Raw genomic sequence first — 19,975 nt, 5'->3', positions numbered from 1 at the left:
CCTGCCGTACGTGGTGGCGCTCAACAACTTCGACGGCGCTCCCCAGTACGAGTTGGAGGAGATCCGCGAGGCGCTGGCCATCTCGCCGCAGGTGCCGCTGGTGATGACCGACGCCCGGCACCGGGATTCGGTCAAGCAGGTGCTGGTGACGGTGGTCGAGCACGCCATGCTCCGGCTCCAGGCCGAGCACGGTAGGGGCTTCCCCACGCCGGTCGGCTGAACCGCCGCGTCGTGGCCGGCACACCAGGGCCGGCCGCGACGCGTCAGTCGACCCGGAGCCGGTAGCCGCGCTTGACCACGGTCTGCACCACGCGCGGCGCGCGTAGGCCGGCCCGCAGGCGGGCCACCGCCATCTCCACCGCGTGCTCGTCGGCGCCCCGGGGGAGGGTCCGCAGCAGCGCCGTGCGCGACAGCACCCGGCCGGGGGCCTGGGCCAGCGCCCGCAGCACCGCCATCGGGGCGGGGGCGAGCGGGCGCAGCTCGCCGTCGATCACCGCCGCGTGTCCGCGCAGGGTGAGCAGGTGCCCGGCGGCCTTGAACGTCACGGTCCGGCGGGGCAGCTCGTCGACGATGGTCCGCACCAACGCGCCCAGCCGGGCCCGCCCGGGCGCACTCACCGGCACCCCGTGCCGCAGCAGCGGCTCGGCGGTCACCGCTCCGACGCAGCTGGCCAGCACGTCGCTGCGGAACGCGGACACCACCGCGTCGGTACGGTCCCCGGCGGCCCGCAACAGCGCCTCCGCCGCTGGTGCCGAGGTGAACGTCACCGCGTCCACCAGCCGGCCGGCGATCAGGTCGATCAACCGGTGCAGCGGTGCCGGGTCGGTCGGCGGCGCCCAGCGGTAGACCGGCACCTCGATCACCGTGGCGCCGGCCGCCTCCAGCGCGAGCGTGCACTCGGGCTGCCGCTCACCGTGCAGCTGCATGGCGATCACCTGCCCGGCCACGCCACGGCGGCGCAGGTGATCGACCACCTCGTCGCAGCTCTCTGACGCCGGTGACCACTGGTCGTGCAGCCCGGCCGCACGGATCGCGCCGCGTGCCTTCGGGCCCCGGGCGACGACGTACGAGCTGGCGAGCACCGAACGCAGTGGTTCGGCCAGCCCCCAGCCCTCGGCCGCCTCCAGCCACCCGCGCATCCCGATGCCGGTGTTGGCCATCAGGATGTCGGGTGGCTGGTCCAGGCAGGCGCGGGTCGCCTCGCGCAGTTCCGTGTCGTCGGACAGCGGCACGATCCGCAGCGCCGGGGCGAGCACCACGCGGGCGCCCCGGCGTTCGAGCAGCGCGGCCAACTCGTCGCGCCGCCGGTCGGCGGTCACCCCGATGGTGAAGCCGGCCAGTTCTTCCCGCATCAGCCCTCCCGTCGCAACCGCACTTCGACGATCCCGTCGTGGCAGCGCGTGTCGTGCCGGGCCACGGCCATCCCGGGCAGGTCCAGGCACTCCCCGGTGCGCAGGTCGTACACCTGCTTGTGCAGCGGGGAGGCGACCGTCGGCACTCCGCCGCGGCTGCCCACGATGCCCCGCGACAGCACGTACGCCCCGGAGACCGGGTCGCGGTTGTCGATCGCGAACAGCCCGTCCACGGTGTGGAAGAGGGCGACCTGCACGCCGTCGACCAGGGCGGCGGCACCCCGGTTCGGTTCCAGCCGGTCGAGGGGGCAGACAGCGGTCCAGTCGAGCGTGATCGTGTGGCTCATCGCCGTACCTCCGGAAGGCCGAGTGAGACGGGCTGCCGGCGGGTGTCGGCCGGCTCGGGACGGGTGGTCGTCAGGGCGCGTGCCGGCACCGGCTGGCCGCGTTCCACGGCGAAGGTGATCGACGGGTCGGGCACGTCGGGGGCGTTGACGAAGGAGGTGTAGCGGCGCAGCCGCTCCGGGTCGTCCAGCACGTCGCGCCACTCATCGGAGTACGACGCCACGTGCCGGGCCATCGCCGCGTCCAGGTCGGCGCAGAGCCCCAGCGAGTCGTCCACGATCACCGCGCGCAGGTGGTCCAGGCCGCCGTCCATGGCCTCGATCCACCCGGCCGTGCGTTGCAGCCGGTCGGCGGTGCGGATGTAATACATCAAGAATCTGTCGATCAGTCGAATCAGTGCTTCGGTCGACAGATCAGTGGCGAACAGGTCGGCGTGGCGGGGCCGGAAGCCGCCGTTGCCGCCGACGTAGAGGTTCCAGCCGGTCTCGGTGGCGATGATGCCGAAGTCCTTGCTGCGGGCCTCGGCGCACTCCCGGGCACAGCCGGAGACCGCCGACTTGAGCTTGTGCGGCGCGCGCAGCCCGCGGTAGCGCAGCTCCAGCGCCACGGCCAGCCCCACCGAGTCCTGCACCCCGTACCGGCACCAGGTCTCGCCGACGCAGGACTTCACCGTGCGCAGCGCCTTGCCGTACGCGTGGCCGGACTCGAAGCCGGCGTCCACCAGGCGCCGCCAGATCTGCGGCAGCTGCTCCACCCGGGCCCCGAACAGGTCGATCCGCTGCCCGCCGGTGATCTTGGTGTAGAGCTGGAAGTCGCGGGCGACCTCGCCGATGACGATCAGCTTCTCCGGGGTGATCTCGCCGCCGGGTATCCGGGGCACCACCGAGTAGCTGCCGTCGCGTTGCAGGTTGGCCAGGAAGTGGTCGTTGGTGTCCTGCAACGACGCCTGCTCACCGTCGAGCACGTGCCCGCTGCCCAGCGAGGCGAGGATCGACGCCACCACCGGCTTGCAGATGTCGCAGCCGCGCCCCCGCCCGTGCTCGGCGACCAGCCGGGAGAACGTGCGGATCCCGCGCACGCGGACGATCTCGAACAGCTCCCGCCGGCCGACGTCGAAGTGCTCGCAGAGCGCACTGGACTGCGCGACCCCGGCCGCGTCGAGGAGCTGCTTGAGCATCGGGACGCACGAGCCGCAGCTGGTGCCCGCCCGCGTGCACGCCTTCAACGCCGGCACGTCCGCGCAGCCGCCCGCGATGGCGTCGTCCACGTCGCCGCGGGTCACCGCGTTGCAGGAGCAGACCTGCGCGGTGGCGGGCAGTGCCCCGGCGTCCGCGCCGCCGCCGTCCGGCGCGAGCAGCGCCAGCGGCGCGGCCGGCAGCGGACCGCCCACACTGGCCCGCAACGTCGGGTACGCGCTGGCGTCGCCCACCAGCACCCCGCCGAGCAGGGTCTGCGCGTCGTCGGAGAGGACCAGCTTCGCGTAGACCCGGGTGGCCGGGTCGGTGAACGTGACGTCCAGGCAGCCCTCGGTGGTGCCGTGCGCGTCGCCGAACGACGCCACGTCGACACCGAGCAGTTTCAGCTTGGTGGCGGTGTCCGCGCCCGGGAAGGTCGCCGCGCCGCCGACCAGCCGGTCGGCCACCACCTCGGCCGTCGCGTACCCGGGGGCGACCAGGCCGTGGCAGGTGCCGTCGACCGCCGCGCACTCGCCGACGGCCCAGACGTGCTCGTCGGCGCTGCGGCAGGTCTCGTCGACCAGCACCCCGCCGCGCGGACCCAGCGGCAGGCCGGCGGCCCGCGCCAACTCGTCGCGGGGCCGGATGCCGGCGGCCACCACGACCAGCTCGGCGTCGACCACGCGGCCGTCGGACAGCTCCAGGGCGTCGACAGCGCCGTCGGCGCCGGCGCGGATCGCGGTGGTGGCCACCCCGAGGTGGGTACGCACGCCCAGCTCCTCGACGTAGCGGCGCAGCATCGCGCCGCCGGCCTGGTCCACCTGCACCGGCATCAGCCGGGGCGCGAACTCCACCACGTCGGTGCTCAGGCCGAGCAGGCGCAGCGCGTTCGCCGCCTCCAGCCCGAGCAACCCGCCGCCGATCACCGCGCCGACCCGCCGTCCCCGCGCGTACGCCCGGATCGCCGCCAGGTCGTCCAGGGTCCGGTAGACGAACACGCCGGGCAGGTCGGCGCCGGGCACCGGCGGCACGAAGGGGTACGACCCGGTGGCCAGCACCAGCGCGTCGTAGCCGTACTCGCCGACGGCGGTGGTCACCACCCGCCGGGCGCGGTCGATGGCAGTGGCCGGCTCACCGAGGCGCAGCCGCACGCCGTCGTGCGGGGTGTGCACGTTGAGCTCGTCCTCGCTCACCCCGTCGAAGTACGCCGAGAGCCGCACCCGGTCGTACGCGGGACGCCCCTCCTCGGCCAGCACCGTCACCCGCCAGCGGCCCTGCGGGTCGCGGGCGCGCAGCGCGTCGACGAAGCGCTGCCCCACCATGCCGTTGCCGATGACGACCAGGTCCTGACCGCTCATCGCGTCACCTCCACCGATTCCGCTTCGGACAGCCAGTCGACGATGCCGCCGACCGCATCCCGGCATCCGCCGCATCCGGTGCCGGCCCGGGTCCCCGCCACCACCGCGTCGAGCGTTCGTGCACCGGAGCGCCAGCACCGCACCAGCGCTCCCTTGGTCACCGTGTTGCACTGGCAGACGACTGCCGCGTCCGGCATCAGCGCCGGTGACGCGCTCGGCGCCGCGCCGGCCCCGCCGAGCGCCCGGCCCAGCAGCAGGGCCCGCCGGTCGGCCGGCACCGGGTGACCCCGGTCGAAGAGTTGGATCACCGTGCCGATCGCCGGGTTGTCGCCGAGCAGGATCGCGCCGACCAGCCGTTCGTCGCGGATCCGCAGGCGCGCGTACGTGCCCCGGGCGGGATCGGCGAAGGTCAGCTCCTCGCCCGGCCCGCCGCCCGCGGCGTCGCCCATCGCGGCCAGGTCGATCCCGGCCGCCTTGAGCCGGGTCACCACGGGTCGAGGTCGGTAGCGGGCCAGCGGGTCGGTGCCGGTCAGCACGTCGGCGAGCACCCGGGCCTGGGCCCAGGCGGGTGCGACAAGTCCGGTGAGCGCGCCGTCGTGCTCGGCGCAGTCGCCGATCGCCGAGATGCTCCGGTCGCTGGTGCGCAGCCGGTCGTCCACCACCACGCCGCGCCGCACGGTCAGCCCGGCGGCCTGCGCGAGGGCGGTGTCGGGGCGTACGCCGCAGGAGAGCACCAGCAGGTCGGCGTGCAGCGACCGCCCGTCGGCCAGGTCGAGGCGGACGCCGGCGTCGTCGGCGACGACTCCGGTCGCCGGCACCGCGAGCTGGATGGTGACGCCGAGCCCGGCGAGCGTGCCGGCGAGCACCGCGCCGGCCGCGGGGTCGAGCTGCCGCTCCATGAGGTGCCCGGTGTGGTGCACGACAGTGGTGGCGAGCCCGCGGGTGGCCAGGCCGCGGGCGGCCTCCAGGCCGAGCAGCCCACCGCCGAGCACTATCGCGCTGCGGGCCCCGTCGGCGACGGCGAGGATCCGGCGGCAGTCGTCAAGGGTCCGGAACGGAACGACCCGCTGCGGCAGGTCGGTCGGGTCGAGGCCGGGCAGCGGCGGCACCACCGCCCGCGCGCCGGTGGCCAGCACCAGGTGGTCGTAGGAGATTCGTTCGCCGTCGCCGGTGCGGACCTCGCGGGCGGACCGGTCCACAGCGGTCACCGGTACGCCGGGGCGCAGATCGATGCCGTGCCCGGCGGCCTCGGTCAGCTCCACGTCCGGTTCGGCGATCCGGCCGGTCAGCAGCGTGGAGAGCATGATCCGGTTGTACGCGCGGTGCGGCTCCGCCCCGAGCACGGTGACCTTCCGGTCTCCCTCGCGGGCGTGCAGTTCGGCCGCGAGCCGGGCACCGGCCATCCCGTTGCCGACGATCACCACCCGGGCCGTCATGCCTTCTCCACCCGGACCGCGCAGATCTTGAACTCGGGCATCCCGGAGATCGGGTCCACCGCGTCGTTGGTCACCGAGTTGGCCCGGCCGGCACCGGACCAGTGGAACGGTGCGAAGACCGTGTCCGGTCGGATGCCCGAGCTGAGGCGGGCCGGCGCGCGCAGCTCGCCCCGGCGGGAGGTGACCCGCACCGGGTCGCCGTCGTCGATGCCCAGCCGGGCCGCCAGGTCGGGGTGCAGCTCGACGAACGCCTCGGGCGCGGCGCGGCGCAGCGCGGCCACCCGGCGGGTCTGGGTGCCGGACTGGTACTGGGCGAGCACCCGGCCGGTGGTGAAGTGCAGGGGATAGGTGGCGCAGACCTCCTCGGCCGCCGGCCGGTGGTCCACGGCGTGGAACCGGGCCCGGCCGTCCGGGGTGCCGAACCGGTCGGCGAAGAGCCGTGGCGTGTCCGGCCCGTCCGCGCTGGGGCAGGGCCAGAAGACACCGTCGGCGTCGTCGATCCGGGCCCAGTCGATGCCCGCGTAGTCGGCGACCCCGCCGGCGGAGGCCCGGCGCAGCTCGGCGAACACGGTGGCCGGGTCGGTCGGGAACCGCGCCGCAGCCGTCTCGGCGTCGCCCAACCTCGCCGCCAGGTCGGCGAGGATGGCCAGGTCGGTCCGGACACCCGGCGGAGGCGGGCGCAGGGCCCGTCGGCGCAGCACGCGGCCCTCCAGATTGGTCATCGTGCCGTCCTCCTCGGCCCACTGCGCGGTGGGCAGCACCACGTCGGCCAGCGCCGCCGTCTCGGAGAGCAGCAGGTCGGCGACGACCAGCAGGTCGAGGTCGCGCAGCCGGCCCTCGATCCGGGCCGCCCGGGGAGCGGAGACCACCGGGTTCGAGCCGAACACCAGCAACGCGCGGGGGCCGTCGGGGGTGCCGAGCGAGTCGAGCAGTTGGTAGGCCGGCACGCCCGGGCCGGGCAGGTCGTCGACCGGCACACCCCAGACACCGGCGACGTGTTCCCGGGCCGCCGGGTCGTCGATCCTGCGGTAGCCGGGGAGCTGGTCGGCCTTCTGCCCGTGCTCCCGCCCGCCCTGACCGTTGCCCTGGCCGGTGAGGCAGCCGTACCCCGAGCCCTCGCGGCCGGGCAGGCCCAGAGCGAGAGCGAGATTGACGTACGCGGTGACGGTGTCGACGCCCTTGGCGTGCTGCTCGGCGCCGCGCGCGGTCAGGATGATCACGCGGCCGCCGGTGCCCAGCGCTCGGGCGGTCGCCTCCAGGTCGGCCGCCGGCACGCCGGAGAGCTGTTCCGCGCGGGCCGGCCACCACGCGGCGACGCTGCGGCGGACCGCGTCGAAGCCGCTGGTCCGCTCGGCCACGTACGCCTGGTCGACCCACCCTTCGGTGAGCGCGATGTGCAGCAACGCGTTGGCCACGGCGAGGTCGGTGCCGGGCAGCGGTTGCAGGTGCAGGTCGGCCTGGCGGGCGGTGGCGGTGACGCGGGGGTCGACGACGATGAGCCGGCCGCCACCCCGGCGCTGCTCGGTGAGCCAGCGCACCAGCGGCGGCATGGTCTCGGCCGGGTTGGCGCCGACCAGCAGCAGGGTGTCCGCCCGGCCGAGGTCGGCCAGCGGAAACGGCAGTCCCCGGTCGACACCGAAGGCGCGCAGGCCGGCAGCGGCCGCCGAGGACATGCAGAACCGTCCGTTGTAGTCGATGTTGCGGGTGCGCAGCGCGACCCGGGCGAACTTCCCCAGCGCGTACGCCTTCTCGTTGGTCAGCCCGCCGCCGCCGAAGACGGCGACCGCGTCCCGACCGGAGCTGCCCTGGATGGCGCGCAGGCCGGTGGCGATCCGGTCCAGCGCGGCGTCCCAGGTCGCCGGGCGCAGCTCGCCGCTGACCGGGTCGCGCAGCAGCGGGGTGGTCAGCCGGTCCGGGTGGTCGAGCAGCTCGGCGGACGTCCAGCCCTTCTGGCAGAGCCCGCCCCGGTTGGTGGGGAACTGGCGGGGGAGCACGCTCACCCCGGTGTCGTCCTCGCGCAGCGTCATCCCGCACTGGAGGGCGCAGTACGGGCAGTGCGTCGCCACCTCCCGGGGGGTTCGCCCCGGTCGAGTTGCCGGCCGTGCACCGTCTGTCATGTCCCGAAAGCGTGCCGGCGGGCGGTTTCCGGTCCGGGTCTCTTCTGTTTCGGTCCTGTCAAGTGGGGCTCACACCGCACAGGGGCAGCGGACGTGACGGGTGGGTCGGTCCGCCGACCTGCCGTCCGCCGCCCGTGGCGAGCGCCGCCCGCGTCCCATCCAGCGGTCGGTGCTGTGCCGACCCCACGCCCGTCGCTTAGTATGTGGGAAAGTTGTCTCACTAAATGGGAGTGGCGATGAGCGTGACGGACGTCTTCGACGCGGTGGCGGGCACCTACGACGAGGCGCGTCGGCGGCTGATTCCCTGCTTCGACACCTTCTACGGAGCAGCGGTCGAGGTGGCGGCGCCACCACTGCGCGCCGCGCTGGCCGCCGGTCGTACACCTGAGGTGTTGGACCTGGGCGCGGGCACCGGCCTGCTCTCGCTGCTGCTCGCCGCGGCGGTGCCCGGGGTCCGGCTGACCCTGGTGGACGGTGCGCCGGCCATGCTCGCCCGCGCCACCGAACAGTTGCGCGACCGGGGCGTGCCGCACCGGAGCGTGCGCGCCGACCTGTCCGACGAGCTGCCGCCCGGGCGGTACGACGCGGTGGTCAGCGCGCTGGCGATCCACCACCTGGACGACGACGGCAAGCGGGCGCTCTACCGGCGGGCCGCCGCCGCGCTGGCGCCGGGCGGGGTGTTCGTCAACGCCGAGCAGGTGGCCGGTCCGACGCCGGCTCTGGACCGGCGCTACGACGAGGTGTGGCTGGCGCGGATCACCGAGCTGGGCGCGTCCCCCGACGAGATCGCGGCCTCCCGGGAGCGGATGCGGCACGACCTGCCGGCGACAGTCGCCGACCAGTGCCGGTGGCTCGGCGAGGCCGGCCTGGTGGACGTCGACTGCTACGTCAAGGAGTGGCGCTTCGCCGTGTTCGGCGGCCGGGCCCGGTGACGGTATGTGCGTTTCGGCGGCCGGGGACGAGCCGGCCGGCGCGTGGATGACTGATGGTCATACCGCTGGGTAGTCTCAGCGGCATGACTGCCAAGGTGACGCTGTCGTTCACGGACGAGACGATCGAGGAGGCCCGACGCTTCGCCAAGCGCGAAGGGCTGTCCCTCTCGGCGTGGATGGACCAGGCCGCCCGCGAGAAGGCGCTGCGCGAGGTCTTCACCGCGCACGCCGCCGCCGTGGGCCGTGCCGGCCTCGACCTGGAGTCCGCCGCCCTCGCCGACGCCCGCGAGGTCGGCATGGTCAACGACCTCTTCTCCGGCGGACGGCCAAGTGCTGCGTAGGGGTGAGGTCTGGCGCATCGAGGGCGCCCGGGAACGCCTCGGGCTCGTGATCAGCTCGGACGTCTACAACTCCACCGACGTGCCCATCGTGATCGTCGTCGAGGTGGTCGAGGAGTCGCTCCTGCGCGACTCGCCCCTCGCCGTGCCGATGGGCCGGTACGTGGTGATGCCCGACCGGATCTCCGCACCGATGAAGAAGTGGTTCACCGACTGCGTGGACGTCGCCGACACCGACACCATGCTCCGGGTCGGCCGCGCCCTGCGTATCCTCCAGCAGCTCTGAGCCACCGGACCTCACCACCGCCGCCGGCCCGTGGTGCGGTAGGCGTATCCGAGCCGACCCGTGACGGGCACTGCCAGGTAACCCCGCCTTCCTAGCGTTCCTCCTCGTCGCATCGACGAGGAGGAGCCGCCGTGAGCACGCTCACCAGCACCGCAGTCACCGCCGAGCCACCTGCCGTCGCCGGGCGTCGGCGCCCGCTGGACGACTGGCGGCCCGAGGACCCCGACTTCTGGCGTACGACAGGCGCACCCATCGCCCGCCGCAACCTCTGGGTGTCGATCTTCGCCGAGCACGTGGGCTTCTCCGTGTGGAGCCTCTGGTCGGTGACCGTGCTCTTCCTCGGCCCCGCGTACGGCATCGACCCGGCCGGGAAGTTCCTGCTCACCGCCGTGCCGGCCGCGCTGGGGGCGGTGCTACGGCTGCCGTACACCCTGGCGGTGGCCCGCTTCGGCGGGCGGCGCTGGACGACAATCAGCGCGCTGCTGCTGCTGGTCCCGACGGTGCCGATGACTGTGCTGCTGGAACCGGGGGTGTCCTACTCCACGCTGATGGTGCTCGCCTGCCTCACCGGCGTCGGCGGCGGCAACTTCGCCTCCTCGATGGCGAACATCAACCTGTTCTACCCGTCCCGGCTCAAGGGGCGGGCCCTCGGGCTCAACGCCGGTGGCGGCAATCTCGGGGTGCCCGCGGTGCAGCTGGTGGGGCTGGCGGTCCTGGCCACCGCCGGGGCCGCGTACCCCCGGCTGGTGCCCGCGGTCTACCTGCCGCTGATCGTGCTGGCCGCGCTGGCGGCGGCCCGCTGGCTGGACACCGTGCCCGGCGCGCGCAACGAGCCCGGGGCGCTGCGCGAGGCTGCCCGGGACCCGCACACCTGGGTCATGTCGCTGCTCTACATCGGCACCTTCGGCTCGTTCATCGGGTTCGGCTTCGCGTTCGGCCAGGTGCTCCAGCTCCAGTTCGCCGAGCGGTTCCCCACAGCCGTCGACGCCGCCTGGCTGACTTTCCTGGGGCCACTGGTGGGCTCGCTGATCCGGCCGCTGGGTGGCCATCTCGCCGACCGGCTCGGCGGGGCCCGGGTGACCTTCTGGAACTTCGTGGCGATGGCGATCGGCGCCGGCACGGTGCTGTACGCGGCCCGGGAGCGCTCGTTCGGGCTCTACCTGACCGGGTTCCTCGCCCTCTTCGTCTTCTCCGGCGTCGGCAACGGCTCCACGTACAAGATGATCCCGGCGATCTTCCGGGCCCGGGCGGCCGACGCCGTGGCCGCCGGCACGCGTGACCCGGAGGCCGCCGCGCGGTGGGCCCGGCGGATGACCGGCGCGTTGATCGGCATCGCCGGGGCGATCGGCGCCTCCGGCGGAGTGCTGGTCAACATCGCCTTCCGCCAGTCGTTCCTCGGCTCCGGCAACGCCGATGCCGCCTACCTGGCGTTCATCGGCTGGTACGCGCTGTGCTTCGCGGTGACCTGGTTCGTCTACCGTCGTCCGGGGTCCCACCGGCTCGCCGGGGTGTGATCCGGGTCATGGTCGGCGCGTCGCCGCGCGGCATCCCACCCCCGTTTTGACCTGCCGATGGGGCGCCGGGTATCGTTGCCTGCTGTTGTACGACATCCAGAGGCGTGCCCTATCAGGTACGCTTGGTCGTTCGTGCGCGCTGGTCCGGCCTGCTAGATCTGGTCACCTCGGCGCGCGACCCCAGACCGACGACGAGACAAGGTAGACCTGTGCGTACGTACAGCCCGAAGCCGGGTGAGATCGAGCGTCAGTGGCACGTCATCGACGCCTCTGATGTCGTGCTGGGCCGCCTGGCCACCCACGCCGCCACGTTGCTGCGTGGTAAGCACAAGCCGACTTTCGCGCCGCACGTCGACACGGGCGACTTCGTCGTCATCGTGAACGCGGGCAAGGTTGCGCTGACCGGCAACAAGCGCCAGACCAAGGTCGCTTACCGCCACTCGGGTTACCCGGGTGGTCTGAAGCAGGTCGGCTACGACGAGCTGCTGACCAAGCGTCCCGAGCGGGCCATCGAGCTGGCCGTGAAGGGGATGCTCCCGCACAACAAGCTCGGCCGTCAGCTGATCAAGAAGCTGAAGGTCTACGCCGGTGCCGAGCACCCGCACCTCGCGCAGCAGCCGGTGCCGTTCGAGATCAAGCAGATCGCGCAGTGAGCGCGGGCGAAGGAAGCAGCATGACCGACATCACCACCGAGACCGAGGTTGCCCCGGAAGCCCCTGAGGCCACCGAGGCGCCGGCGCCCGTCGCCCGCGCGCCTCGTGGTGACCGGCCGATCCAGACCGTGGGCCGCCGCAAGGAGGCCATCGTCCGGGTCCGCATCGTCCCGGGCACCGGCAAGATCACCTGCAACGGCCAGGACCTCGAGGCCTACTTCCCGAGCAAGGTGCACCAGCAGCTCATCAAGGACCCGCTGGTCACCGCCGAGAAGCTCGAGCAGTTCGACGTCATCGCCAACCTGCGTGGCGGCGGCACCACCGGCCAGGCCGGTGCGCTCCGGCTGGGCATCGCCCGCGCGCTGATCATCAACGAGCCGGACGACCGCCCGGCCCTCAAGAAGGCCGGCTTCCTCACCCGGGACGCCCGGGTCAAGGAGAGCAAGAAGTACGGCCTCAAGAAGGCCCGTAAGGCTCCCCAGTACTCGAAGCGCTGATCTTTCCCAGCGCGTTGTACTTCTGACGGACGGCCGGTCCGCCTCCCCTCGACCGGGGAGGTGGTCCGGCCGTTCCGCTTTCTCCTTCTCGGTAGTGCTCATCGGAGGTTGGCGGGTATGGGTCGGTTGTTCGGCACGGACGGCGTACGCGGGCGGGCGAACGCGGATCTCACACCCGAATTGGCGCTCGCACTCGCCGTGGCCGCCGCGCACACACTCGCCGAGACGGACCGCAGCCACCCGCCGCTCGCCGTTGTCGGCAGGGACACCCGGGCCAGCGGCGAGATGCTGGAGGCCGCCGTCGTGGCCGGGCTCACCAGCGCGGGCGCCAACGTGGTCCGCGTCGGCGTGCTGCCCACCCCCGCCGTGGCGTTCCTCACCGCCGAGTCGAAGGCCGACCTCGGGGTGATGCTCTCCGCGTCGCACAACCCCATGCCGGACAACGGCATCAAGCTCTTCGCCGCCGGCGGCCACAAGCTGCCCGACGAGATCGAGATGCGGATCGAGGCGGCCGTCGAGACGAACGCCACCACTGCCTGGGACCGGCCGGTCGGCGCCGGCGTCGGCCGGGTGCACGACCTGCTCGACGGGGCGGACCACTACGTCCAGCACCTCGTCGGCACCGTGCCGCACCGGCTCGACGGGATCAAGGTCGTCGTCGACTGCGCCAACGGCGCCGCCGCCGAGGTCGCCCCCGTCGCGTACCGGGAGGCCGGGGCCGAGGTCATCGCGATCCACGCCGAGCCCGACGGGCTGAACATCAACGACGAGTGCGGCTCCAACCACATCGAGGCTCTGCGCGAGGCCGTCGTCGAGCACGGCGCCCACCTGGGCATCGCCCACGACGGTGACGCCGACCGCTGCCTGGCGGTCACCGCCGACGGCGACGAGGTCGACGGCGATCAGGTGATGGCGATCCTCGCGCTGGCCATGCGCGACGCCGGCACGCTCACCCAGGACACCCTGGTGGCCACCGTGATGAGCAACCTCGGCCTGCGGTTGGCGATGTCCGCGCAGGGCATCCGGCTGATCGAGACCAAGGTCGGCGACCGGTACGTGCTGGAGGAGCTGCGCGCCTCGGAGTTGGCGCTCGGCGGCGAGCAGAGCGGCCACATCGTCATGCCCGCGCACGCCACCACCGGCGACGGGGTCCTCACCGGCCTGCACCTGATGGCCCGGATGGCCGCGACCGGCAAGACCCTCGCCGAGCTGGCCTCGGTGGTCACCAAGCTGCCGCAGGTGCTGATCAACGTGCCGGTCGGCGACCGTACCGTCGGGGCGAACGCGCCGGCCGTCCGCGCCGAGGTCGAGCGGGCCGAGGCGGAGCTGGGCGAGACCGGCCGGGTGCTGCTGCGCCCGTCGGGCACCGAGCCCCTGGTCCGGGTGATGGTCGAGGCCGCCACCGAGGCGACCGCCCGCGAGGTCGCCGAGCGGATCGCCGCCCTGGTGCGTACGGCCAGCCCCGTCGGGTCGTAGTCGAGTGGACCGGGGCTCGCGCCCGGCGCGTCAGCGGGTCAGGGCGCGCAACCGGGTGACCGCCTCGGTCAACACCTCCGGGCGCTTGCAGAACGCGAACCGGACCAGTCGTCGGCCGGCCTCGGCATCGTCGTAGAAGACCTGGGTCGGCACGGCCACCACGCCGCAGCGCTCCGGCAGCGACCGGCAGAACTCGACCCCGTCGGAGCCGCCGAGCGGCGTGATGTCGGCGGTGACGAAGTACGTCGCCTCCGACGTCAGCACCTCGAACCCGGCGTCGGTGAGGCCGCCCACGAGCTGGTCGCGACGTTGCTGGAGCCCGTCGCGGAAGCCCGTGTAGTAGTCGTCGGGCAGGGCCAGCGCCACGGCGACCGCCGGTTGCAGCGGGGCGGCGTTGACGTAGGTGAGGAACTGCTTCACGCGCAGCACCGCCGAGACCAGCGCCGCCGGGCCGCTCACCCAGCCGACCTTCCAGCCCGTGCAGGAGAACGTCTTGCCGGCCGACGAGATGCGCAGCGTCCGCTCCCGCATCCCGGGCAACGCGGCCAGCGGCACGTGTGGACCGGACGCGTCCGTGAACACCAGGTGCTCGTAGACCTCGTCGGTGACCGCGTACGCGCCGTACTCCTGGCACAGCTCGGCCACCAGCGCCAGCTCGGCCGGCGTGAACACCTTGCCCGTCGGATTGTGCGGTGAGTTGAGCAGCACCAGCCGGGTGCGCGGCCCGAACGCCGCCCGCAGCGCCGCCGGGTCGAACGCGTACCGACCGTCCGCGGCGGGACGCAGCGTGACCGGCCGCCGGACCGCGCCGGCAAGCGCGATCGAGGCGGCGTACGAGTCGTAGTACGGCTCGAAGCAGACCACCTCGTCGCCCGGCTCGCACAGCGCGAGGATGCTGGCCGCCACCGCCTCGGTCGCGCCCGCCGTGATCACGATCTCGCCGTCCGGGTCGTACGACAGGTCGTGGAACCGCCGCTGATGGGCCGCGACGGCCGCGCGCAGGGCGGGTATCCCCGGGCCGGGCGGGTACTGGTTGTGCCCGCCGCGCAGCGCCTCGGCGGCGGCGGCGAGCATCTCCGGCGGGCCGTCCGTGTCCGGGAAGCCCTGGCCCAGGTTGACCGCCCCGGTCCGGACGGCGAGGGCGGACATCTCGGCGAAGATCGTCGTGCCGAAGGGCCGCATCCGGGCCACCAGCGGGTCGACATCGGTGCTCGTCGTCACCTGCGCCAGCCTACGGGCACCCGCCGGCGCAACCCCAGCCTCACTCGGGCTCACAGCGGGTCATCCAGTACCCCTGGCTCTTGTCGATCACCGGCTTTCCGACGCCGGTGATCGTGATCGTGCAGTCGAGGGGCTTCTCGGCCACGCCGTCGGGCCAGGTCGCCTCCACCATGATCCGGCTCTGGCCGTTGGTGCGGATCGTCGTACGCCAGGGCAGCTTCGCGCTGTCGACGTGGATGAGGTCACTCTCGGCGTCGTAGTAGGCGATGTCCGCCTCACCCGCGCCGGACACCTGGTAGACCACTGTCACCGGCGCGGGCCCCGACGTGGGGCGCGTGATCGGTTTCTTGGTGGGCGTCGCGGTGGTGGTCTCGGGATCGGTGGGCGCGGTGGGCTCCGGCGCGGCGCTCGGCGGCCAGCCGTCGTCGTCGAAGGGGCCGGTGTCGTACGGGTCCTCGGCCACCGTGTCCGGGAGCAGTTGGCCGAGCAGGGGTCCGCCCACGCAGAAGCAGCCGCAGGCGCCGAGGACGAGCGCCGCGACGACAGCGGCGACGATCCCGACCACCCGACCGTTGCCGGAGGGCCGGCCGGGCGGCGGATAGCCCGGGTAGAGATAGCCCGGCGGCGGGTAGCCCGGCGGCGGGTAGCCCGGCGGCGGATAGCCGGGGTAGAGATAGCCCGGCGGCGGGTAACCCGGCTGCGGATAGCCGGGCTGCGGATAGCCGGCCGGCGTGGGCTCCGGTGACGGGGGTGGTGGCCAGGGGGTCGCCGCGGTGGGCGTCCACCCGGTTCCGGCGGGATCGGGTGTCCACGGCGCCGAGGGCGACGCGGGTGTCCACGGCGCCGGCGGCGCCCAGGGCTGGCCCGGAGCCAGTGGATCGGGCATCGGGAAGGAGCCCGGCGCGGCCCACTCGGACGGCGGCGTCGGCGGCTGTCCCGCAGTCGGATCCGGCGGCGTAGGGGTTGGTTCCGGGGGTGGCGTCGGGGACGCCTCGGGCGGCGGCGCGTCGGACATGGCTGCTCCGGGCGGGAGTGGGTATGGGCCAACGGGCCGGGGGAGCGCGCGCCGAGCCCGCCGGAAGACTGTCGTACCCGCTGGCCGTCCGCAACCCCGTCGGGTCGGTGGCACCGCGACCGGTCCCGTGACACTCGTCCCATTACTGTCCGCCAGCCACCGATCGCTCAAATTCGGTGCTTGTTTAGCCGACTTTCGAGCACCCACACTGAGCGAAACTGGGTTAGGCTGCGGGCCATGTGTGGAATCGTGGGATACGCGGGCGCGCGCCCGGCACTGGGCATCGTGCTCGACGGGCTGCGGCGGCTGGAATACCGGGGCTACGACTCGGCGGGCGTGGCGATCGTCTGCGACGGCCAACTGCTGACCGAGAAGAAGGCCGGCAAGCTCTCCAACCTGGAGAAGGTGCTCTCCGAGCGCGCCGCCGACGACCCGACCTCCTGCGCGGCCAGCCCCATCGGCATCGGTGACGGCACCACCGGCATCGGGCACACCCGGTGGGCCACCCACGGCGGCCCGACCGACCGCAACGCGCACCCGCACCTGGCCCCCGACGGTCGCGTCGCGGTGATCCACAACGGCATCATCGAGAACTTCGCCAAGCTCCGCGCCGAGCTGGAGGCCGACGGCGTCCAGTTCACCAGCGACACCGACACCGAGTGCGCCGCGCACCTGCTCTCCGCCGCGCTCGCCGACCTGCGCGCCGCCGGCCAGCCGGACGGTCCGCAGCTGCTCGCCGCCGGCATGCGCGTCGTGTGCCAGCGGCTGGAGGGCGCGTTCACCCTGCTCGCGGTCGACGCCGGGGTGCCCGGTGCGGTCGTCGGCGCCCGGCGCAACTCGCCGCTGGTCGTCGGCCGTGGCGAGGGGGAGAACTACCTGGCCAGCGACGTGGCCGCGTTCATCGAGCACACCCGCGAGGCCGTGGAGCTGGGTCAGGACCAGATCGTCCTGATCACCGGCGACAGCATCGAGATCACCGACTTCGACGGTCAGCCCGCCAGCGGCAAGGACTTCCACATCGACTGGGACTCGTCGGCAGCCGAGAAGGGTGGCTACGACTGGTTCATGCTCAAGGAGATCGAGGAGCAGCCGCAGGCCATCGCCGACACGCTGCTCGGCCGGCTCACCGAGACCGGTGAGATCGCCCTCGACGAGGTCCGCCTCAGCGACCAGGATCTGCGCGACGTCGACAAGATCTTCATCGTGGCCTGCGGCACCGCGTACCACGCCGGCATGGTCGCCAAGTACGCCATCGAGCACTGGACGCGGATCCCCTGCGAGGTGGAGCTGGCCAGCGAGTTCCGCTACCGCGACCCGGTGCTCGACAGGTCCACGCTGATCGTGGTGATCTCGCAGTCCGGCGAGACGATGGACACGCTGATGGCGCTGCGCCACGCCAAGGAGCAGAAGGCCCGGGTGCTGGCGATCTGCAACACCAACGGCTCGACCATCCCCCGCGAGTCCGACGCCGTGCTCTACACCCACGGCGGGCCGGAGATCGCCGTCGCGTCCACCAAGGCGTTCCTCACCCAGGTCGTCGCCTGCTACCTGATCGGCCTGCACCTGGCGCAGGTGCGCGGGATCAAGTTCGCCGACGAGGTCGGCGCGGTCGTGGCCCAGCTCCAGGAGATCCCGGGCAAGCTGCGTGAGCTGCTGGACCGCATCGAGGGAGTCCGCGAGCTGGCCCGGGACCTGAAGTCCGAGCCGACAGTGCTGTTCATCGGCCGGCACGTCGGCTACCCGGTGGCCCTGGAGGGCGCGCTGAAGCTGAAGGAACTGGCGTACATGCACGCCGAGGGCTTCGCCGCCGGTGAGCTGAAGCACGGCCCGATCGCCCTGATCGACAAGGGCACTCCGGTGATCTGCGTGGTGCCGTCGCCGGTGGGCCGCGGCATGCTGCACGACAAGGTCGTCTCCAACATCCAGGAGGTCCGGGCTCGTGGCGCGCGGACCATCGTGATCGCCGAGGAGGGCGACGAGGCAGTCGTCCGGTACGCCGACCACCTGATCTACGTGCCGCGTACGCCGACCCTGCTGGCCCCCCTGGTCACCACGGTGCCGCTGCAGGTGCTCGCCGCCGAGATCGCCGCCGCCCGGGGGCACGACGTGGACCAGCCCCGCAACCTGGCCAAGTCGGTAACCGTCGAGTAGTCGCCGCCCACGTCCGGGGCCCCGGCGCACCGCACCCGCGGTGCCCGGGGCCCCGTCGTGTGCGCGGTGCCGACCCGGCGCGGCCCAGCGGTGTCCGGGGCTCCATGGTGTGAGCGGTGCCGAGCCGGCGCGGCCGAGCGTCGACGGCGCGTCGTCAGCGGCCCAGCACCACACGGGCCATCCCGTCGAGCGCCGGGTTGCCCGGCTCCCAGTAGCCGGTGTGCCCGCCACGACCGCTCGGGAACACCCGGCCGCCGAACCCGGAGTCCGCCGGGTCGTGACCGAACCACAGCTCGTGGTCCGTCCGATCCGGCCACCCCGGCACGGCCGCGAGCGGAGCGGCGCTCAGCAGGGCCCGGCGGCCCAGCTCGTCCACCGGCCGGGCCAGGCGGATCACGTCGTCCGGGGCGCTGCTGGCCCACACCTCGGTGGCCGGGACGCCAAGCTCGACCGCGTGCTCCGCACCGACCCCCGGTGAGCCGACGAACATCAACGCGTCGGCCGCCAACCCGTGCTCCCGGGCGGCGATGCCCACCACCAGCGACCCGTAGCTGTGCCCGAGCACGGTCTGCCGCGCCGGCGGCCCCTCGTGGGTGGCGCGCAGCCCCTCCTGGAAGCGGTGCAGCGCCCCGCCGGCGTCCCGGGCCTGGTCGGCCGACGCCGCCTCGGTCAGGAAGTCCGGTGCGTCGTAGTCCAGCCACAGCACCGCCGCGCTGCGTTCACCCGGCGCGAGCGTCGCGCAGCGCTCCAGCACCCGGGCCGCTCGCCCCAGCTCGCCGGGGGCGTCGTCCAGGCCGGCGGTCATTCCCGGCACGTACGTCAGCACCCGGTCGGCATGGTCCGGGTCGCCGAGCGCCACCACCACCCGACCCTCACCGGCCGGGTTCAGCCCCAGCAGGTACGCCCGCGGCTCCCCGGTCGCCAGGCGCTCGGCCAGCGCGTCCAGGCCGGCCAGCCGCGCCGCCACCCCGCGCAGCCGCAGCGAGGCGAGCGGCCCCGGCGGCACCCGGGCCAGCAGCCGTCGACGTTCGGCCAGCAACTCCGCGCGTCGCGCGCCGAGGAGCAGGCGGTTGGCCTGGTCGCGGGCGGCCACCGGCACCCCGTCCAGGCCGCCGACGAGGGACGGTTCGTGCCCGACCAGCCACCGTCGCTGTGCCGGGGTCAACCCGGACCACCAGGCTCGCACCAGCGCCGGCGTCGCTCCGGCGGCCGGTCGGCCGGGCGGCGGTGGGGACGCCCAACCGGTGCCGGCGGCCCCGGCCAGCTCGTCCAACCGGTCGGCGGCCTGCCGGTCCGCCGCGTCGGCCAACTCCAGCGCTCTCCGCAGAGCCGCCCCCGCGCCCGCTTGGGCCGCGCCGGCCCGCTCGGTCGGTCGCAGGCGAGTCGGATCGACGTGCACAGCACCGGACCGGTCCACCACCAGGCCGGCCGCGTCGGCCCGGGCGACCGCCTCGGCGAGCCGCGCCTTCGCCACCAGGAGGCACCCGGCCAGCTCGGACAGCACCTGATCGGCCTCGATCAGCGCGGGCGCCACCGAGGTCACCTCGCCTCGCAGACCGCCCAGCCGAGCATCTGCCGCCACCGCGGCCGCGCCGGACCAGCCGCCCCGCAACCGCCCGGCGGAACCGGTTAGCGCGTCGGCATGCCGCTCGACCGGACCTGTCAACCCGGCCCAGGCCGCCCCGGCCACCCGCCAGCCGCCCGGATCGGCGGCCCAGAGCTGGCGGTAGCCGACGCCGCTCACCGGGGCAGGACGGCGAACCGGCCGGCGGCCCGGTCGTCCACCGTCTCGTACGCCTCGGCGGCGGCCCGGACCCCACCGGCGGTCAGCGCCACGTCCGCCCCCAGCCGGCAGAACCACGCGTGCGCGGCCGATTCCAGCCCCGCGAGGGCCGTGGCGGCCCGCCAACCCGGCGCCGGCACCAGCAGGCCGGCCGCCCGGGCCAGGCCCCACGCCAACCGGTACGCCTCGTCGTCGAGCGCACCGGCCACGGCGCGCAGCTCCTGCGGCCGGACGGCGAACGGCTCCTCGGTCATGACCCCACCCCCGTGCACGATCGGCATCCACGCGCTGACGCTAGGCAGGGCCGGGCCGTGCCGGAGTGCCCT

The 19,975-nt window shown here is 73.8% G+C and carries 17 protein-coding genes and 1 pseudogene; 9 read left to right on the top strand and 9 right to left on the bottom strand.

Features of this window, described 5'->3' with window-relative positions; genetic code table 11:
* Window positions 1–220 (top strand): annotated as a pseudogene (locus ACLQ27_RS09355) (ATP-binding protein); the annotation flags it as partial.
* A gap of 43 nt (window positions 221–263) precedes the next feature.
* On the opposite strand, the gene ACLQ27_RS09350 reads toward ACLQ27_RS09355, so the two are convergent.
* Genes ACLQ27_RS09350 through ACLQ27_RS09330 form a run of 5 tightly spaced genes read right to left on the bottom strand, consistent with a single transcriptional unit; the run spans window position 264 to window position 7,783 of the window.
* On the bottom strand, window positions 264–1,352 hold the full coding sequence (locus ACLQ27_RS09350; protein ID WP_234589280.1) for a uroporphyrinogen-III synthase: 1,089 nt from the start codon (window positions 1,350–1,352) through the stop codon (window positions 264–266).
* Window positions 1,352–1,699 carry a nitrite reductase small subunit NirD gene (gene nirD / locus ACLQ27_RS09345; protein WP_234589281.1) on the bottom strand — a complete coding sequence of 116 codons (348 nt, stop codon included), beginning with the start codon at window positions 1,697–1,699 and terminating at the stop codon, window positions 1,352–1,354. The genes ACLQ27_RS09350 and nirD overlap by 1 nt, the downstream gene beginning before the upstream one ends.
* Window positions 1,696–4,230: a nitrite reductase large subunit NirB gene (gene nirB, locus ACLQ27_RS09340; RefSeq protein WP_357494455.1), complete on the bottom strand. Its 2,535-nt coding sequence runs from the start codon at window positions 4,228–4,230 to the stop codon at window positions 1,696–1,698. Before nirB ends, nirD begins: the two co-directional genes overlap by 4 nt.
* The gene (locus tag ACLQ27_RS09335) at window positions 4,227–5,666 is read right to left on the bottom strand and encodes an FAD-dependent oxidoreductase (protein WP_357494453.1); all 1,440 of its coding nucleotides are present in this window, start codon (window positions 5,664–5,666) and stop codon (window positions 4,227–4,229) included. The genes nirB and ACLQ27_RS09335 overlap by 4 nt, the downstream gene beginning before the upstream one ends.
* The gene (locus ACLQ27_RS09330) at window positions 5,663–7,783 is read right to left on the bottom strand and encodes a molybdopterin oxidoreductase family protein (RefSeq protein WP_425866356.1); all 2,121 of its coding nucleotides are present in this window, start codon (window positions 7,781–7,783) and stop codon (window positions 5,663–5,665) included. The genes ACLQ27_RS09335 and ACLQ27_RS09330 overlap by 4 nt, the downstream gene beginning before the upstream one ends.
* Before the next feature lie 236 nt (window positions 7,784–8,019).
* Between ACLQ27_RS09330 and ACLQ27_RS09325 the strand changes: the two genes are divergently transcribed.
* The 7 genes from ACLQ27_RS09325 (at window position 8,020) to glmM (ending at window position 13,479) form a co-directional block, all read left to right on the top strand.
* Window positions 8,020–8,715, top strand: a complete 696-nt coding sequence (locus ACLQ27_RS09325; RefSeq protein ID WP_357494449.1) for a class I SAM-dependent methyltransferase — start codon at window positions 8,020–8,022, stop codon at window positions 8,713–8,715.
* A gap of 53 nt (window positions 8,716–8,768) precedes the next feature.
* Window positions 8,769–9,056, top strand: coding sequence for a DUF6364 family protein (locus tag ACLQ27_RS09320; RefSeq protein WP_234589286.1), 288 nt, complete (start codon window positions 8,769–8,771; stop codon window positions 9,054–9,056).
* Window positions 9,046–9,339, top strand: a complete 294-nt coding sequence (locus tag ACLQ27_RS09315; protein ID WP_234589287.1) for a hypothetical protein — start codon at window positions 9,046–9,048, stop codon at window positions 9,337–9,339. The genes ACLQ27_RS09320 and ACLQ27_RS09315 overlap by 11 nt, the downstream gene beginning before the upstream one ends.
* Before the next feature lie 131 nt (window positions 9,340–9,470).
* Window positions 9,471–10,853, top strand: coding sequence for a nitrate/nitrite transporter (locus tag ACLQ27_RS09310; RefSeq protein WP_357494446.1), 1,383 nt, complete (start codon window positions 9,471–9,473; stop codon window positions 10,851–10,853).
* Window positions 10,854–11,062: 209 nt separating this feature from the next.
* Window positions 11,063–11,506 (top strand): 50S ribosomal protein L13, encoded by a 444-nt coding sequence (gene rplM / locus ACLQ27_RS09305; RefSeq protein WP_007465158.1) that lies wholly within the window; start codon window positions 11,063–11,065, stop codon window positions 11,504–11,506.
* 20 nt (window positions 11,507–11,526) lie between these two features.
* Window positions 11,527–12,003 (top strand): 30S ribosomal protein S9, encoded by a 477-nt coding sequence (gene rpsI, locus ACLQ27_RS09300; RefSeq protein ID WP_234589289.1) that lies wholly within the window; start codon window positions 11,527–11,529, stop codon window positions 12,001–12,003.
* Between the two features lie 117 nt (window positions 12,004–12,120).
* Complete coding sequence (glmM, locus tag ACLQ27_RS09295) at window positions 12,121–13,479, top strand: phosphoglucosamine mutase (RefSeq protein WP_357494444.1); 1,359 nt, start codon at window positions 12,121–12,123, stop codon at window positions 13,477–13,479.
* Window positions 13,480–13,509: 30 nt separating this feature from the next.
* On the opposite strand, the gene ACLQ27_RS09290 is transcribed toward glmM, so the two are convergent.
* Window positions 13,510–14,700 (bottom strand): pyridoxal phosphate-dependent aminotransferase, encoded by a 1,191-nt coding sequence (locus ACLQ27_RS09290; protein WP_357574595.1) that lies wholly within the window; start codon window positions 14,698–14,700, stop codon window positions 13,510–13,512.
* Between the two features lie 40 nt (window positions 14,701–14,740).
* Window positions 14,741–15,586 (bottom strand): MmpS family transport accessory protein, encoded by an 846-nt coding sequence (locus ACLQ27_RS09285; RefSeq protein WP_425866352.1) that lies wholly within the window; start codon window positions 15,584–15,586, stop codon window positions 14,741–14,743.
* Between the two features lie 366 nt (window positions 15,587–15,952).
* On the opposite strand from ACLQ27_RS09285, the gene glmS reads away from it, so the two are divergent.
* Window positions 15,953–17,866, top strand: coding sequence for a glutamine--fructose-6-phosphate transaminase (isomerizing) (gene glmS / locus ACLQ27_RS09280; protein WP_234589296.1), 1,914 nt, complete (start codon window positions 15,953–15,955; stop codon window positions 17,864–17,866).
* 154 nt (window positions 17,867–18,020) lie between these two features.
* Here glmS and ACLQ27_RS09275 read toward each other — a convergent pair whose 3' ends face one another.
* Together ACLQ27_RS09275 and ACLQ27_RS09270 are read right to left on the bottom strand one after the other, a co-directional pair.
* Window positions 18,021–19,610, bottom strand: a complete 1,590-nt coding sequence (locus ACLQ27_RS09275; RefSeq protein WP_357574597.1) for an alpha/beta hydrolase — start codon at window positions 19,608–19,610, stop codon at window positions 18,021–18,023.
* Window positions 19,607–19,903: a hypothetical protein gene (locus ACLQ27_RS09270; RefSeq protein WP_357494436.1), complete on the bottom strand. Its 297-nt coding sequence runs from the start codon at window positions 19,901–19,903 to the stop codon at window positions 19,607–19,609. The genes ACLQ27_RS09275 and ACLQ27_RS09270 overlap by 4 nt, the downstream gene beginning before the upstream one ends.
* Window positions 19,904–19,975 lie beyond the last annotated feature (72 nt).

This window comes from Micromonospora sp. DT63, from assembly GCF_049841615.1.
In the GTDB taxonomy this organism is placed as follows: Bacteria; Actinomycetota; Actinomycetes; order Mycobacteriales; family Micromonosporaceae; genus Micromonospora.
Note: the sequence above shows the minus strand (reverse complement) of the source record. Positions and strands in the feature narration are given on the sequence as shown.

What these genes read in the sequence shown, in the direction of transcription:
- ACLQ27_RS09350 (WP_234589280.1), bottom strand. Translation starts at nt 1,352, where the DNA reads ATGCGGGAAGAACTGGCCGGCTTCACCATCGGGGTGACCGCCGACCGG.
- nirD (WP_234589281.1), bottom strand. Translation starts at nt 1,699, where the DNA reads ATGAGCCACACGATCACGCTCGACTGGACCGCTGTCTGCCCCCTCGAC.
- nirB (WP_357494455.1), bottom strand. Translation starts at nt 4,230, where the DNA reads ATGAGCGGTCAGGACCTGGTCGTCATCGGCAACGGCATGGTGGGGCAG.
- ACLQ27_RS09335 (WP_357494453.1), bottom strand. Translation starts at nt 5,666, where the DNA reads ATGACGGCCCGGGTGGTGATCGTCGGCAACGGGATGGCCGGTGCCCGG.
- ACLQ27_RS09330 (WP_425866356.1), bottom strand. Translation starts at nt 7,783, where the DNA reads ATGACAGACGGTGCACGGCCGGCAACTCGACCGGGGCGAACCCCCCGG.
- ACLQ27_RS09325 (WP_357494449.1), top strand. Translation starts at nt 8,020, where the DNA reads ATGAGCGTGACGGACGTCTTCGACGCGGTGGCGGGCACCTACGACGAG.
- ACLQ27_RS09320 (WP_234589286.1), top strand. Translation starts at nt 8,769, where the DNA reads ATGGTCATACCGCTGGGTAGTCTCAGCGGCATGACTGCCAAGGTGACG.
- rpsI (WP_234589289.1), top strand. Translation starts at nt 11,527, where the DNA reads ATGACCGACATCACCACCGAGACCGAGGTTGCCCCGGAAGCCCCTGAG.
- glmM (WP_357494444.1), top strand. Translation starts at nt 12,121, where the DNA reads ATGGGTCGGTTGTTCGGCACGGACGGCGTACGCGGGCGGGCGAACGCG.
- ACLQ27_RS09285 (WP_425866352.1), bottom strand. Translation starts at nt 15,586, where the DNA reads ATGCCCGATCCACTGGCTCCGGGCCAGCCCTGGGCGCCGCCGGCGCCG.
- glmS (WP_234589296.1), top strand. Translation starts at nt 15,953, where the DNA reads ATGTGTGGAATCGTGGGATACGCGGGCGCGCGCCCGGCACTGGGCATC.
- ACLQ27_RS09270 (WP_357494436.1), bottom strand. Translation starts at nt 19,903, where the DNA reads ATGACCGAGGAGCCGTTCGCCGTCCGGCCGCAGGAGCTGCGCGCCGTG.